Consider the following 14,830-nt stretch of genomic DNA (forward strand, 5'->3'; position numbering starts at 1 on the left):
CTTGAGGGTGCAGATGCCGCGCCTGCCCTGCTCCGCCTCGTTCAGCTCGATCAGTTCGTTCAGAGGCACAACAGGCCCATGGCATGCTAAATACTATGTGCATGCACCTTATCAAGGAGCCTGCAATGATCGCGGTTCGCGAAGCCTGGAACGCCGGCCTGTTCAAGCGTGAACACTGGATGCGCAACCTTGTCTCCGGCCTCATCGTCGGGGTTGTTGCGCTGCCCCTCGCCATGGCCTTCGCAATCGCTTCCGGGGTCAAGCCGGAGCAAGGCATCTACACGGCGATCATAGGCGGGCTGCTGGTTTCCTTGCTGGGCGGCAGTCGATTGCAGATCGCCGGACCGACCGGGGCCTTCATCGTGATCCTCGCAGGGGTGACGGCGAAGTACGGAGTGGAAGGCCTTCAACTAGCCACGATGATGGCTGGCGCCATACTGCTGGTGCTTGGCATTACCCGCCTGGGTGCAGTCATCAAGTTCATTCCCGACCCGGTGATCGTAGGTTTCACCGCCGGCATCGGCATCATCATCTGGGTTGGGCAATGGCGTGACTTCTTCGGCCTGCCCGAAATCGAAGGTGGGCACTTCCACGAAAAACTGTGGCATCTGTTGCTAGCCCTGCCGGACCTCCACATTGCCACGACGCTGCTCGCGACATGCAGCCTTGCTTTGCTGATCCTGGCCCCAAGGCTGCCCGTGCTGAAACGCCTGCCCGGGCCACTGGTAGCCATGGTGTTCGCGACGCTGGTCCAATCCCTGTTTCATTTTGACGGTGTGGCTACCATCGGCACCGCCTTCGGGGCGATCCCACAAGGTTTGCCGTCACTGACCTGGCCCGAAGTCTCCCTGGCGCGGGTGATCGAACTGATCGGGCCAGCGTTTGCGATCGCCATGCTGGGGGCCATCGAATCATTGCTCTCGGCTGTCGTCGCCGACGGCATGGCAGGGACCAGGCACGACTCGAACCAGGAACTGATCGGCCAAGGGATCGCCAACCTGGTAGTGCCGCTGTTCGGTGGCTTTGCCGCCACAGGTGCCATTGCCCGGACAGCAACCAACATCCGCAATGGTGCTACCGGGCCGTTGGCCGGCATCATCCATGCGCTGACACTGGTACTGATCATCCTGTTCCTGGCGCCACTGGCGTCGAACATTCCACTCTGCGCACTGGCAGCGATCCTGTTCGTCGTCGCCTACAACATGAGCGAGCTGAAGCATTTCAAGCGCATGCTGCAGCGCGCACCGAGAGCCGACATCGCCATCCTGCTCGTCACCTTCACCTTGACGGTGTTCAGCGACCTGGTGATCGCCGTGAATATCGGCGTCATCCTCGCCATGCTTCAGTTCATGCGCCGCATGGCATCGTCCGTTGAAGTCCAGCAGGTGGTCGAAGAGGAACTGGCCAATCAACTGCACAGCAACGGCCAGAAATCGCTGCCCCCCGGCGTGCTGGTGTACACCATCGAAGGCCCGCTGTTCTTTGGCGCCGCTGAAACCTTCGAGCGCGCTCTGTCACAAACGCATACCGACCCTGAACTGCTGGTAATTTGCCTGAAGCGGGTGCCCTTCATGGATATCACCGGGCTGCAGACCCTGGAGGAAGTGATCCAGCAACTGCATGAACGCCAGATCGTTGTGAAACTGTGCGAAGCCAACGGCAAGGTGCTTGGCAAGCTCGAAAAGGCCGGAATCTTGCGCCTGCTTGGCCCCGGGCACTATCACCAAACGCTCGGTACCGCCCTGCTGGAGGCAAAGGCACCGGCGGCACACAACTGATTTGTGATCCACCAGCAGTAAAGCGGCGTTATTCTTGTCCAGTCGCTTGTATTGAAAGGCCATACAGAGTCCCATTTCAGGAACAGCCACCTGGCACTGCGCGCCCCCCCCCTGTAGGAGCAGCCTTGTGCTGCGAAGAGGCCGGTACAAGCAACAGATATGCATAATCAGTACGGGCCTCTTCGCAGCACAAGGCTGCTCCTACAGAGGTACGCGCAAGGCCATGGGGTTGAGACTTCAGCCCAGCAACTGGCTCAACACCGCACGCAACTTCCCCGGTTTGACGGGCTTGTTCAGCAGCGGCGCACCGAGCTTGTTCAAGGAGCGTCGGCACTGATCGCTGCGGTCGGCAGTGATGATCACCGCAGGAATGGCGGCGCCGAAATGTTCACGCAAGTGCCTGACCACCTCGCAGCCGACAACACCGTGGTCCAGGTGAAAGTCCGCCAGGATCAATTCCGGTGCCCGCCCCTGCAAGGCCAGCAAGGCCCCGGCCTGGTCGGTCGCGGTGACCACTTCGCAGCCCCACTGCCCGAGCAGCGCGCCCATGCTCTCGAGGATGCTCACTTCGTTGTCCAGTACCAGCAGGCGGCGGCCCGGCAACGGGTTGCCGGCGCCAGGCTGCGGCGCGGCCTGGTGGATCGGCAGCGGCATGGCTTCGCCGATCGGCACGTCGATGCTGAACATCGAGCCACGCCCCGGCCATGAACGCACCTCGACGCGATAGCCGAGAATCTTGGCGATCCGCTCGACGATGGCCAGCCCCAGCCCCACACCCTTGCGATCGGCGGCACGGCCTACGTCCAGTTGGTTGAACTCGAGGAAAATGGCTTGCAGCCGATCGGCCGCGATGCCCCGCCCGGTATCCCACACCTCCAGGCGCAAGTGATCGCCGCGGCGCCTGGCGCCCAGCAGGATCCTGCCCTCGTCGGTATAACGGCAGGCGTTGCTGAGAAAGTTGCGCAGGATACGCGTCATCAGCCGCAGGTCGGTGCTGATGGCGTAGTCGGCAATGCGCGCACGCAACTTCAGGCCTGCCGCATCGGCCACCGTGCGGAACTCCGAGACCAGTGGCCCGAACAGTTCGTCGAGGCGGTACAGCGCCACGTCCGGCTTGACCGCCGCCTGGTCGAGCCGGGAAATGTCCAGCAGGTCGGTCAGCAGGTCTTCAGCGCCCTCCAGCGCCTGATGGGTACGCTCCACCAGCACTTTTTCCGCTTCTGGCAGCGGTCTTTCGCGCAACGTCGAGATCAGCAGCCGCGCGGCATTCAGCGGTTGCAGCAGGTCATGGCTGGCGGCAGCGAGGTACTTGTCCTTGCTGCGGTTGGCGGTTTCCGCGGCGTCGCGGGCATCGCGCAGGGCGCGGGCGATCTGTTTGCGCTCGGCGATCTGCTGTTGCAGGTTGCGGTTGGCCTCCAGCAGTTCATCGGTGCGGGCGGCCACCCGTTGCTCGAGTTCGTCATTCAGTTGCTGCAGGCGCTGCTGGGCCAGCTTGCGTTCGGTGATGTCGGCGACAAACCCTTCCACCAGCCCTTCCTGCCCGGGCTTGAGCAACAGGTTCATCAGCACATCGAGGTGGCTGCCGTCCTTGCGCCGCAAGCGGGTTTCATAACCGTGCAGGCTGCGTTCACGGGCGAGGGTCGCGGTGATGGCGTGCAGTTCTTCAGCCCCGCCGACAAACAGGTTGGCGGCAAGGTCCGTCAGCGGAAACAGCAACGCTTGCGGGTTGTCGTAACCGAGCATGCGTGCCAACGCCGGGTTGGCGGCACGCATGCCGTCTTGCAGGCTGGCCTGGAAAATCCCGTGCACGGCGTTTTCGAACAACCATTTGTAGCGGTTGCGCTCAGCCTCCAGTTCGTCCAGGCGCGCCGCCAGCTCCGGGTAATGGCTCTTGCGCGCCGAGTGGTCGCCCAGCCCCAGCAGCCCGGCCAGCGCCCGTTGCTGCTCGTCAGAGGGCCTCGCCATAGACCACCTCGACATCACGCTGGCTCGACGCACGCGGGTTGGTGAGGATGCACGGGTCATCCATCGCATGTTGCGACAGGAACGGGATATCGGCCGTGCGCACCCCATGCAGGCCCAGGGTTTCATGGAAGCCGATGGCACGCTTGAGCGCGATCAGGTGCTCCACCAGGCGTGCGCAGATCTGCCGGTGGTTGAGGCCGCGGCAGTCGATACCCAGCACTTCGGCAATCACCTTGAAACGCTCCGGTGCCGAGCTGTAGTTGAACGCCACCACGTGCTCCACCAGCACCGCATTGCACAGGCCATGCGGCAGGTCGAGGAACCCGCCCAGGCTGTGCGACATGGCGTGGACCGCACCCAGGATCGCATTGGAAAACGCCAGCCCCGCCTGCATGCTGCCCAGCATGATCTTCTCGCGCAGGGCAATATCGGTGGGGTTGGCGATCATTTCCACCAGGTTGCCGTTGATCAGGCGCATGGCCTCCAGCGCATGGGGGTCGGTCAGCGGGCCGTGGCCGGTGGAAACGAAGGCTTCGATGGCATGCACCAGCGCATCGATACCGGTACAGGCCGACAGGAACGGGTCCATGCTCAGGGTGGTCTGCGGGTCGATCAGCGACACGTCCGGCACCACCGCCTTGCTGACAATGGAGAACTTCATGCGCTCCTGCTGGTTGGAAATGATCACGAACTGCGACACGTCCGCCGAGGTGCCGGCCGTGGTCGGGATCAGGATCAGCGGCGGGCTGGGCACGCGGATCATGTCAACGCCTTCGAATTCGAGGATGCTGCGCCCGTGGGCGACCACGATGCCGATGGCCTTGCCGCAATCCATCGGGCTGCCGCCGCCGACCGCGACGATCACATCACAGTGGTTTTGCCGGTAGATCTCGGCGCCAAGCATCACCTCTTCCACACGCGGGTTGGGCGATACGGCGCTGTACAGGCAGTAGTCGATGCCCTGGGCCTGCAGGCTGGCCTCCACGTCCGCCACCCAACCGGCGGCAATCACACCGGGGTCGCTGACCACCAGCACCTTGCGCGCACCGAAGGTCTTGGCGTAATTGGCGACATTATGCCGGCAGCCGGCACCAAAGATGATCTCGGGCGAAACGAACTTGCGAAGCGGGCTGAAACTCTGGCTCATCGGGAAGCCTGTTCTTATTGTTCTGGAAGGTAACCGCCAGCGTAAAGCATCCCGCAGCGAAAGCAACCAGACCAAAGCCTGGCCACGGCTCATTCGATCCAGTACTTGGCACGGGCCACCTCCAGGAACGCCAGGATGTCCTCGTCCAGCCCCGGCACCCCGGGGAAGCGCTGTGCAAGGCGGTCGATAACCGCCGCCACGCTGCGCCGGCCGTCCAGCAACTCGAGCACCCAGCCGGCACTGGCATTGAGTTCGATGGTGCCCTCCGGGTACAGCAGCACATGGCAGGCCTGGCGCGGCTCCCAGCGCAGGCGGAAGCCCTTGCGCAAGGCCAGGGCTTGTTCGCGATCGATCAGGTTCACAACGGGCATGCTCAATGAAGAACCGGCCATCGCGCTGATGGCCGGACAGGCATCAACGATTGGCGAAGTACATCGTCACTTCGAAGCCGATGCGCAGGTCGGTAAAGGCGGGTTTAGTCCACATGGGGCATTCCTCTTCTTGGTGCCGGGCGATTCCGGTATAGGCATTAATGCACGAGGGGCGACGGGGCCGAATGCTACTTTGGGACAGGTTTGCAGGGTGCGTTGGTAGGGGTAACACGGAGCAGCTGTGGATTTGTGCATGGCATTGCCGGCCTCTTCGCGGGCTCGCCCGCTCCCACAGGGACTGCACAAGATCCATGGCCTGCGCGGTCCCTGTAGGAGCTGGCTTGCCTGCGATGGGCTGCAAGGCAGCCCCCGAGGCCAGCTCAGGCTTTAGAAGAAGCCCAGCGGGTTGATGTCGTAGCTCACCAGCAGGTTCTTGGTCTGCTGGTAGTGATCGAGCATCATCTTGTGCGTCTCGCGGCCCACCCCGGACTTCTTATAGCCACCGAACGCGGCATGCGCCGGGTACAGGTGGTAGCAGTTGGTCCACACGCGCCCGGCCTTGATCCCGCGGCCCATGCGGTAGGCACGGTTGATGTCACGGGTCCACAGCCCCGCGCCCAGGCCAAACTCGCTGTCGTTGGCGATCGCCAGGGCTTCGGCTTCGTCCTTGAAGGTGGTCACGCCCACCACCGGGCCGAAGATCTCCTCCTGGAACACGCGCATCTTGTTGTTGCCCTTGAGCAGGGTCGGCTGGATGTAGTAACCGCTGGCCAGGTCGCCGTCGAGCCGCTCGGCAGCGCCACCGGTGAGCAGCTGCGCGCCCTCCTCCCGGGCAATCTGCAAGTAGGAAAGAATCTTGTCGTATTGCTGCTCCGAGGCCTGGGCGCCGACCATGGTCGCGGTGTCCAGCGGGTTGCCACGGGTGATCTTGGCGATCTTCTTCATCACCTCGGCCATGAACGGCTCGTAGATCGATTCCTGGATCAGCGCCCGCGACGGGCAGGTGCACACTTCACCCTGGTTGAAGAACGCCAGCACCAGGCCTTCGGCTGCCTTTTCGATGAACGCGGGCTCGGCCTGCATGATGTCTTCGAAGAAGATGTTCGGCGACTTGCCGCCCAGTTCGACGGTGGACGGGATGATGTTCTCGGCCGCGCACTTCATGATGTGCGAGCCCACCGGGGTGGAACCGGTGAAGGCGATCTTGGCGATGCGCTTGCTGGTGGCCAGGGCCTCACCGGCTTCGCGGCCAAAGCCCTGGACGATGTTCAGCACGCCTGCTGGCAGCAGGTCGGCGATCAGCTCGGCGAAAATGGTGATCGACAACGGCGTCTGCTCCGCCGGCTTGAGCACCACGCAGTTGCCGGCGGCCAGGGCCGGGGCGAGTTTCCAGGCGGCCATCAGCAGCGGGAAGTTCCACGGGATGATTTGCCCGACCACACCCAGCGGCTCGTGGATATGGTAGGCCACGGTGCCTTCGTTGATCTCGGCGGCGCCGCCTTCCTGGGCACGGATGCAGCCGGCGAAGTAGCGGAAGTGGTCCGCCGCCAGCGGCACGTCGGCGTTGAGGGTTTCGCGCACGGCCTTGCCGTTGTCCCAGCTCTCGGTAACGGCCAGTACTTCGAGATTCTGTTCGATGCGGTCGGCGATCTTCAGCAGTACCAGGGCGCGGTCCTGCACCGAGGTCTTGCCCCAGGCCTCGGCAGCGGCATGCGCAGCGTCCAGGGCCTGCTCGATGTCCTGGGCGCCGGAGCGCGGGAACTCGGCAATCGGCTGGCCATTGACCGGCGAGCTATTGGTGAAGTACTGGCCGCCCAGCGGCGGCACGAATTCACCGTTGATGAAGTTGCCGTAGCGTGGTTTGAAAGACACGACGGCGCCTGGGGTTCCGGGTTGTGCGTAGATCATGCTGAGCCTCTGTGGGTCGATGCCTGTCCGGCGACAGGCGATGAGCCGATGGTAAAAAGCCCCGCCTGCCGGGCGAATGCATCGTTGGCAGCGGGGCTCTCGTCATTTGGTAGTAGGGCCGCTTGCCACAGGGTCCCTGGCAGCAAGCGGCAGGTTGCAGGCTTAGCGACTGGCGCTTGCCGTTTGCAGTTGCTTGGGCAGCTTGAAGGTCCAGAGCATGCCGCCCTGGTTGAAGTCCTTGACCCGCTTGGCCACTTCACCGCCCCACAGCGGCACCGCGCCGCCCCAGCCGGAAACCACCGAAACGTACTGCTCGCCGTCCATTTCCCAGGTCACTGGCGAACCGAGCACGCCGGAACCGGTCTGGAACTCCCAGACCTTGTCGCCAGTCTTGGCGTTGAACGCCTGCAGGAAGCCTTCCGGCGTGCCGGTGAACACCAGGTTGCCCTTGGTGGTCAGCACCCCGCCCCACAGTGGCGCATAGTTCTTGTGGCGCCACACTTCCTTGCCGCTGACCGGGTCGATGGCGCGCAACACGCCAATGTAGTCTTCGTTGAGCGGCTTGATGGTGAAGCCGGCACCGAGGAACGCCGCGCCTTTCTTGTAGGCGATGCCTTCGTTCCAGATGTCCATGCCCCACTCGTTGGACGGCACATAGAACAGCCCGGTGTCCTTGTTGTAGGCCATCGGCATCCAGTTCTTGGCCCCGAGGAACGCCGGGGCGACGAACACCGAGCTGCCCTTGGCCTCGCTACCCGGCGCCCCCGGTCGGCTGGCCTCGTTGTAGATTGGCCGGCCGTCCTTGTCCAGGCCGGTGGCCCAGGTGATCTTGTCGACGAAGGGGAAGCCGCGGATGAACTTGCCGTTGGTGCGGTCCAGCACGTAGAAGAAGCCGTTGCGGTCAGCGGTAGCGGCGGCCTTGACCTCCTTGCCGCCGTCCTTGTAGTTGAACGAGATCAGCTCGTTGACGCCGTCGAAGTCCCAGCCGTCATGCGGCGTGCTCTGGAAGTGCCACTTGATGGTGCCATCGTCGGGGTTCAGGGCCAGGCGCGACGAGGAATACAGGTTGTCGCCCGGGCGCAGGTGCGAGTTCCACGGCGCCGGGTTGCCGGTGCCGAACAGGATCAGGTTGGTTTCCGGGTCGTAGTAACCGCCCAGCCAAGGTGCCGCACCGCCGGTCTTCCACAGGTCGCCGGGCCAGGTCTTGCCTGCCTCGCCGCCGGAAATGCCGTTCTCGATCGCCTTGCCGTCCTTGTACACGTAGCCCATGTGCCCTTCCACGGTCGGGCGCATCCACAGCAGCTCGCCGTTTTCCGGGTTGTAGGCCTGGATCTTGCCCACCACGCCAAACTCGCCGCCGGCGACGCCGGTGATCAGCTTGCCATTGACGATCATCGGCGCGGCGCTGATGGAGTAGCCTTCCTTGTGGTCGGCCACCTTCTTGCTCCATACCACCTTGCCGGTGTCCTTGTTCAGCGCCACCAGCTTGGCATCGAGGGTGCCGAAGAACACCAGATTGCCGTACAGCGCCACGCCGCGGTTGATCACGTCGCAGCACGGGCGGATGTCATCGGGCAGGCGCGCATCGTATTGCCACAGTTTCTTGCCGGTACGGGCGTCCACGGCGAACACCCGTGAGTAGGAGCCGGTCAGGTACATCACCCCGTCCTTGACCAGCGGCTGGGCCTGCTGGCCGCGCTGCTTCTCACCACCGAAGGAAAACGCCCAGACCGGCCGCAGGTCCTTGACGTTATCGGTATTGAGCAGGTTCAGCGGGCTGTAGCGCTGGCCCTGCACGCCCAGGCCATTGGTCACGATCTGCTGCGGGTTCTTCGGGTCCTGGAGAATTTCTTCATTGCTGACAGCGGCGTGGGCTGCACCGGCAAGCAGCATGGCGCTGAGCACCAGGCTCAAGGCGAACACGGGACGACGTGTGGATCGGGTCATGACGGCTACCTTTGGTTTTTTTGTTGTATCCGGGAAAACTTCCCGGTGTGTCGGGAATTCTTGGTCCCGACCTGCTTGCCAACAATTGCCCGCAGTGCTGAGTTTTCTAGTTCCTTGGTAGCAGTGAACTTGCGCGGTCCCACAGGGGGCTGTGTTACACCCTCAGATAGGGGGCTTGGCGTCGACACGCCGCAGCTGCTGGCGTTCGTAACGGGGGTACAGGTGGCTGACACTGCGGATCAGCTCGTAACGGGTCAGGCTGATAGCAGCAAACCGTTCGGGTATGGGGCTGCGGATCATCTCGGCCATGTCATCGCCACGCGCCGCGCCGTCGCGCATCAGCCCGTCCAGCCAGCCCAGGTAATCACGCATCTGGGCAAACGGCCGGGCATCGCTGGCCAGCGGGCCATGACCAGGCACCAGTTGCTTCCAGGGCAGCGCTTGCAAGGTGTCCAGGTCCTTCAGCCACACCTCCAGCCCCGGGCTGTTGGGCGTGGTCAATGCGCGCTCGTAGAACACCAGGTCGCCGGCGAACAGCACACCGGTGCTTTCATCCAGAATCGCCAGGTCGGCACCGGTGTGCCCGCCCAGCGCCAGCAGCCGCAGGCGGTGCCCACCCACCTCGTGAATACCTGGCTCCAGCACGCGGGTCGGCAGCACCACCTCGGTACCGCGCATCCAGTCGCCAACCAGGCGGTACATGTTCTCGGCCATGGCCTCCCCCTGCTGGCGCAACAGCTCGCCGGTACCGGCCAGGGCGCCGATGGGCACATCGGCAAAGGCCTGGTTGCCCAGCACATGGTCGGGGTGATGATGGGTCAGCAGCACTTCGACCACCGGCTTGTCGGTGGTGGCGGCAATGGCCTGGCGCAAGGCTTCGCCGTAGCGTTTCGACGGCCCGCTGTCGATCACCACCACCCCGCTGTCGGTGACGATGAACGCGGTGTTGACGATATTGCCGCCGTTGTCCTTGGCGAAATTGTCGGTGCTGCCCTCCAGCAGCCAGGTGCCCTCGGCGATCTGCCGGGGCTTGAGCCGATAGTCCAGGTCTGCCCAGGCCGGCAGGCCCAGGCACAGTAGCAACAGCAGAATGCAACGCATGAGGGGCGCCTCTGGTCAGGGATGGAGTCGGGCAACGCGTTCAGGGCACTGCCGCCTCGAACTGGTTGCCGCTGTTGTCCTGCAACACCAACCGGGTCGGCCCGGGGCCCTGGATGTCGAAGCCCAGGTTGGGGTTTTCGCTGACCGCCGGGTACAGCTCCAGGCTGGCCAGGCGCTGGCCGTCCGCGCCTTGCAGCTCGGCATGGTTGAGGAAGAATTCGGGAATGCCGCTGACCAGACCGTTGTCCATCGGGTGGGCCACCTGCAGGCGCAAGCGGCTGCTGTCGGCGCGCGGGTAGCGCCCGCCCAGGACTTCACCGAGGTGTTCCTCCCAGCCGGGCTGAGTGCGTACCACACTGGGCGCGGTACAACCGCCGCCAGCGGCATCGATCAGGGCCGAGCCGACATGCCACAGGCCGTCGCGCGTCAGCACCGCAGCGCGCAGCGGTGTGGCCTGCTCGATGCGGATGCGGATCGACAACCAGGGCAGCACGCGCTCGCCGGGCTGGAAGTCGACAATGCGCGGCAGCGGGTTGAGTTCGGCCCAGGCGAGAATCCGCACCACCTCGCCGCTGAAGGCCCGGGCGTCGATCTCCAGCGGCACCTGGCGTGCGTCCTCGGCAAACGGCGGCGCCAGCAGCTTGACCCGGTCATCAAACACGAACGCGGCCTGGCCCAGCAGCTGCTTGTGGTAGAAGTCCCACATCACCGACGGCACCGGGTCCTTGTGGTTACTCGGCTCGCTGGCCTGGGCCTGTGCGGCCCAGGGCATCCAGCAGGCCAGCAGGAAAGTCGCTCGCCAGTTCATCGCCCACTCCTTTTGATCAACGCAAACCTGGCTGACAGTGCACGGTCCTTGTGGGAGCGGGTTCACCCGCGAACACCGGCGAAGCCGGTGCCATATACCGCGTCGCATTCTTCGCGGGTGAACCCGCTCCCACAGGGGGATGTGTTGCTTTTACAAACTCACAAGCCTGCAAAGCTTGTTACTGATACATTTCCGGCACCTGGTAACGCAGGCCATAACTGGCATAAATCGCCTTCATCCGCCCATCACGAATCAGCGTCTCAAGCGCTTCCTCCACCGCATAGGCCAACTGCCGGTTGCTTTCATGCACCGCCATGCCGATCTCCCAGGCCTGCTTGCCAAGGTTCGGGTAGGCGTTTTCCGCCAGGGCCAGCTGAGGGTCGGCGGCTTGATGCAGTTGCCAGTCAACTTCGCCGCGCATCGCCATTACCGCGTCCACCTGGCCGGCCTGCATGGCGCCGAAAGCTTGCTGCACATTGGGGTAATGATGGGTCTTGGCACTGAGCATGCCGTTGAACACAGAAGTCAGGTAGAACGACGGCACGCTGTCCACCTCGACCCCGATCGGGTGCTGCTGGAACACCGCGACACTGGCCACCGAGGGCAGGCGGCGGCGATCGTAGGCGACCTGCCAGCGCTCCTCCTGATAAGGGCCGAACATGACCACCTGGGCGTTTTCCAGCTCGCCTACCTCGTTGCGTCGCTGCGCATAGGCATGGTCGTATGGCACCCGCATCATCAGGTCGGCCAGTTGCTGGTGGCGCAACGGGCTGCCGCGCCAGATGTAGTCGCGCAGATCGTCGTCGAGCTTTTCCCCGGGTGGCGCCCAGATCAGCTGCAAGCGCACCCCCAACGCCGTGGCCAGGGCCTGCGCCAGCTCCACGTCGACACCTCGCGGCTGGCCGTGGTCCTCGAAACTGTAGGGCGCAAAGTCCTTGTACACAGCCACCTTCAATTCGCCGGCGGCGATGATCGCATCGTAGTTGCGCACCTGCGCCTGCGCCGCCGCGCAGCACAGCAGCAAGCCACTGAACAGCACCGCCAACAGACGCATGGCCGTCATTCCTCGACGTGCACGCTGTCCAGGTAGGTGCGCACCGCCCACAGGGCCTCCTGGCTCAGGTAGTCGGCCATCTTCGGCATGTACACCCGGCCGTCGCGGACCGCACCGTGGCGTACCCGCTCGACGAACCACTCATCCCCGGCCTCGCCGGCATCGAGCATGCGCAGATCCGGGGCGATGCCCCCCGACTTGGCCTCCAGGCCATGGCAGGCGGCGCAGTTCTGGTTGTAGGCCGAGGCACCGATCTCCACGGCCTTGTCGTGCTCGGGAGAGCTGCGGTACGGGTTGACCGCTGCCCAGCCATCGCCGTCCAGGGTTACGCCAGCGTCCTTGATCGGGGTCAGGCCCTTGGTTTCCACGGCCTGGGGCACCACATTGCCATGTGCCCAGGCAGTGCCGGTCAGCACTGCACTGGCAAGCAGCCCGGCAGCCAGCAAGACGTTGCGTTTTGTTGTCATTTTTATGCCCTCACGATTGCACGCAAGGCCTCAACCACAGAGGCCGTGTCGCCATCTTAGAAACAGCCCGCAGGCGGCCGAATGCTGCTTTGGTGGCCGCGCCTTACTCCCTTGGTAGTAGGGCTTGTGGCGAAGGGCCAAATGAGGTGCCCCGTGGGAACTATTCCCGGCAAGGGCGGGATTTTTTCCGTATCCCGCAAGGCCCGCCCCGTCCCACCCTGTGCAGGCCAAAACCTCCACTGGGAACTGCAACCATGACAACAAGAACGCTACCCGCCCTTTCCCCTCTGGCCCTGAGCGTGCGGGCCTTGCTGCTGGCCGGTAGCCTGGCCCTGGGCAGCGTGGCCACGGCAGCCACCACCCCTGCGGCACCTGCCAGCAAGAACGTGACGTGGGAAGACATCGCCAACGACCACCTGACCACCCAGGATGTGCTGCAGTACGGCATGGGTACCAACGCCCAGCGCTGGAGCCCGCTGGCCCAGGTCAATGACCAGAACGTGTTCAAGCTGACTCCGGCCTGGTCCTATTCCTTCGGCGACGAGAAACAACGCGGCCAGGAATCCCAGGCCATCGTCAGCGACGGCGTGGTCTACGTCACCGGCTCCTATTCGCGGGTGTTCGCCCTCGATGCGAAAACCGGCAAGCGGCTGTGGACCTACAACCACCGCCTGCCGGACAACATTCGCCCCTGCTGCGATGTGGTCAACCGTGGCGCGGCGATCTACGGCGACAAGATTTACTTCGGCACCCTCGACGCGCGGGTCATCGCCCTCGACAAGCGCACCGGCAAAGTGGTGTGGAACAAGAAGTTCGGCGACCACGCCGCCGGCTACACCATGACCGGTGCCCCGGTGCTGATCAAGGACAAGACCAGCGGCAAGGTACTGCTGATCCACGGCAGCTCCGGCGATGAATTCGGCGTGGTCGGCCAACTGTTCGCCCGCGACCCGGACACCGGTGAAGAGGTGTGGATGCGGCCCTTCGTCGAGGGCCACATGGGCCGCCTGAACGGCAAGGACAGCACGCCGACCGGTGACGTCAAGGCGCCGTCCTGGCCGGACGACCCCACTACCGAAACCGGCAAGGTCGAAGCCTGGAGCCACGGCGGCGGCGCGCCTTGGCAAAGCGCCAGCTTCGACCCCGAGACCAACACCATCATTGTCGGCGCCGGCAACCCTGGCCCCTGGAACACCTGGGCGCGCACCTCGAAGGACGGTAACCCGCATGACTTCGACAGCCTGTATACCTCAGGGCAGGTCGGCGTCGACCCGAGCACCGGTGAAGTGAAGTGGTTCTACCAGCACACGCCCAACGATGCCTGGGATTTCTCCGGCAACAACGAGCTGGTGCTGTTCGACTACAAGGGCAAGGACGGCAAGCTGGTCAAGGCCACCGGCCACGCCGACCGCAACGGCTTCTTCTACGTGGTGGACCGCAGCAACGGCAAACTGCAGAACGCTTTCCCCTTCGTCGACAACATCACCTGGGCCAGCCACATCGACCTCAAGACCGGGCGCCCGGTGGAAAACCCTGGGCAGCGCCCGGCCAAACCGCTGCTGGGAGAAACCAAGGGCAAGCCGGTGGAGGTCTCGCCACCCTTCCTTGGCGGCAAGAACTGGAACCCCATGGCCTACAGCCAGGACACCGGCCTGTTCTACATCCCCGGCAACCAGTGGAAGGAGGAGTACTGGACCGAGGAAGTGAACTACAAGAAGGGCTCGGCCTACCTGGGCATGGGCTTCCGCATCAAGCGCATGTACGACGACCACGTCGGCACCCTGCGCGCCATGGACCCGACCACCGGCAAGCTGGTTTGGGAGCACAAGGAGCACCTGCCGCTGTGGGCCGGCGTGCTGGCGACCAAGGGCAACCTGGTGTTCACCGGCACCGGCGACGGCTTCTTCAAGGCCTTCGACGCCAAGACGGGCAAGGAGTTGTGGAAGTTCCAGACCGGCAGCGGCATCGTCTCGCCGCCGATCACCTGGGAACAGGACGGCGAGCAGTACATCGGCGTGACCGTGGGCTATGGCGGCGCGGTACCGCTGTGGGGCGGCGACATGGCCGAACTGACCAAACCGGTGGCCCAGGGCGGTTCGTTCTGGGTGTTCAAGATCCCAAGCTGGGACAACAAGACTGCACAGCGTTGACTGCATGAGGTGACCTGCGGTGCAGCCTATTGCTTGTAGGAGCAGCCTTGTGCTGCGAAGAGGCCATTACAGCCGAAGCAGATCTGTTGCCTTGCTGGCCTCTTCGCAGCACAAGGCTGCTCCTACAGGTGATG

Annotated in this window: 12 protein-coding genes; 2 read left to right on the forward strand and 10 right to left on the reverse strand. The window is 64.0% G+C overall.

The features are described from left to right. The first annotated feature begins 125 nt into the window (after positions 1-125). Positions 126-1,778, forward strand: coding sequence for a SulP family inorganic anion transporter (locus WM94_RS06745; RefSeq protein ID WP_039613269.1), 1,653 nt, complete (start codon positions 126-128; stop codon positions 1,776-1,778). A gap of 237 nt (positions 1,779-2,015) precedes the next feature. Here the strand turns inward: WM94_RS06745 and WM94_RS06750 are convergent, their stop codons facing one another. The 10 genes from WM94_RS06750 to pedF form a co-directional block, all read right to left on the reverse strand. Continuing rightward, a complete protein-coding gene (locus WM94_RS06750) occupies positions 2,016-3,743 on the reverse strand; it encodes a NahK/ErcS family hybrid sensor histidine kinase/response regulator (RefSeq protein ID WP_015270056.1) in 1,728 nt (575 codons plus the stop codon). Beyond that, positions 3,727-4,890 carry an alcohol dehydrogenase-like regulatory protein ErcA gene (gene ercA, locus WM94_RS06755; protein ID WP_013972181.1) on the reverse strand — a complete coding sequence of 388 codons (1,164 nt, stop codon included), beginning with the start codon at positions 4,888-4,890 and terminating at the stop codon, positions 3,727-3,729. Before ercA ends, WM94_RS06750 begins: the two co-directional genes overlap by 17 nt. A gap of 89 nt (positions 4,891-4,979) precedes the next feature. Then, entirely contained in the window at positions 4,980-5,252 is a 273-nt protein-coding gene (pqqD, locus tag WM94_RS06760; RefSeq protein WP_061302426.1) for a pyrroloquinoline quinone biosynthesis peptide chaperone PqqD, read from the reverse strand. 52 nt (positions 5,253-5,304) lie between these two features. Further along, the gene (gene pqqA, locus WM94_RS28800) at positions 5,305-5,376 is read right to left on the reverse strand and encodes a pyrroloquinoline quinone precursor peptide PqqA (protein ID WP_003253598.1); all 72 of its coding nucleotides are present in this window, start codon (positions 5,374-5,376) and stop codon (positions 5,305-5,307) included. Between the two features lie 272 nt (positions 5,377-5,648). Continuing rightward, a complete protein-coding gene (locus WM94_RS06765) occupies positions 5,649-7,169 on the reverse strand; it encodes an aldehyde dehydrogenase family protein (RefSeq protein ID WP_024086835.1) in 1,521 nt (506 codons plus the stop codon). A 162-nt stretch (positions 7,170-7,331) separates the two neighbouring features. Further along, on the reverse strand, positions 7,332-9,116 hold the full coding sequence (gene pedH, locus WM94_RS06770; RefSeq protein ID WP_024086834.1) for a PQQ-dependent alcohol dehydrogenase PedH: 1,785 nt from the start codon (positions 9,114-9,116) through the stop codon (positions 7,332-7,334). Positions 9,117-9,278: 162 nt separating this feature from the next. Further along, complete coding sequence (locus WM94_RS06775) at positions 9,279-10,217, reverse strand: quinoprotein relay system zinc metallohydrolase 1 (RefSeq protein ID WP_013972178.1); 939 nt, start codon at positions 10,215-10,217, stop codon at positions 9,279-9,281. A gap of 40 nt (positions 10,218-10,257) precedes the next feature. Further along, on the reverse strand, positions 10,258-11,025 hold the full coding sequence (locus tag WM94_RS06780) for a quinoprotein dehydrogenase-associated SoxYZ-like carrier (protein WP_061550771.1): 768 nt from the start codon (positions 11,023-11,025) through the stop codon (positions 10,258-10,260). Positions 11,026-11,203: 178 nt separating this feature from the next. Next, positions 11,204-12,079: an ABC transporter substrate-binding protein gene (locus WM94_RS06785; protein ID WP_061302428.1), complete on the reverse strand. Its 876-nt coding sequence runs from the start codon at positions 12,077-12,079 to the stop codon at positions 11,204-11,206. 5 nt (positions 12,080-12,084) lie between these two features. After that, positions 12,085-12,546: a cytochrome c-550 PedF gene (gene pedF / locus WM94_RS06790; protein WP_013972175.1), complete on the reverse strand. Its 462-nt coding sequence runs from the start codon at positions 12,544-12,546 to the stop codon at positions 12,085-12,087. Between the two features lie 254 nt (positions 12,547-12,800). On the opposite strand from pedF, the gene exaA reads away from it, so the two are divergent. Continuing rightward, on the forward strand, positions 12,801-14,696 hold the full coding sequence (gene exaA, locus WM94_RS06795; protein ID WP_061550772.1) for a quinoprotein ethanol dehydrogenase: 1,896 nt from the start codon (positions 12,801-12,803) through the stop codon (positions 14,694-14,696). The last annotated feature ends 134 nt before the right edge of the window (positions 14,697-14,830 follow it).

Origin of the sequence: Pseudomonas sp. ABFPK, assembly GCF_001586765.1 — a bacterium.
In the GTDB taxonomy this organism is placed as follows: Bacteria; Pseudomonadota; Gammaproteobacteria; order Pseudomonadales; family Pseudomonadaceae; genus Aquipseudomonas; species Aquipseudomonas asiatica.

Excerpts from the sequence above, each read along its gene's own strand:
- WM94_RS06745 (WP_039613269.1), top strand. The coding sequence starts at position 126 with ATGATCGCGGTTCGCGAAGCCTGGAACGCCGGCCTGTTCAAGCGTGAA.
- WM94_RS06750 (WP_015270056.1), bottom strand. The coding sequence starts at position 3,743 with ATGGCGAGGCCCTCTGACGAGCAGCAACGGGCGCTGGCCGGGCTGCTG.
- ercA (WP_013972181.1), bottom strand. The coding sequence starts at position 4,890 with ATGAGCCAGAGTTTCAGCCCGCTTCGCAAGTTCGTTTCGCCCGAGATC.
- WM94_RS06765 (WP_024086835.1), bottom strand. The coding sequence starts at position 7,169 with ATGATCTACGCACAACCCGGAACCCCAGGCGCCGTCGTGTCTTTCAAA.
- pedH (WP_024086834.1), bottom strand. The coding sequence starts at position 9,116 with ATGACCCGATCCACACGTCGTCCCGTGTTCGCCTTGAGCCTGGTGCTC.
- WM94_RS06775 (WP_013972178.1), bottom strand. The coding sequence starts at position 10,217 with ATGCGTTGCATTCTGCTGTTGCTACTGTGCCTGGGCCTGCCGGCCTGG.
- WM94_RS06780 (WP_061550771.1), bottom strand. The coding sequence starts at position 11,025 with ATGAACTGGCGAGCGACTTTCCTGCTGGCCTGCTGGATGCCCTGGGCC.
- WM94_RS06785 (WP_061302428.1), bottom strand. The coding sequence starts at position 12,079 with ATGCGTCTGTTGGCGGTGCTGTTCAGTGGCTTGCTGCTGTGCTGCGCG.
- pedF (WP_013972175.1), bottom strand. The coding sequence starts at position 12,546 with ATGACAACAAAACGCAACGTCTTGCTGGCTGCCGGGCTGCTTGCCAGT.
- exaA (WP_061550772.1), top strand. The coding sequence starts at position 12,801 with ATGACAACAAGAACGCTACCCGCCCTTTCCCCTCTGGCCCTGAGCGTG.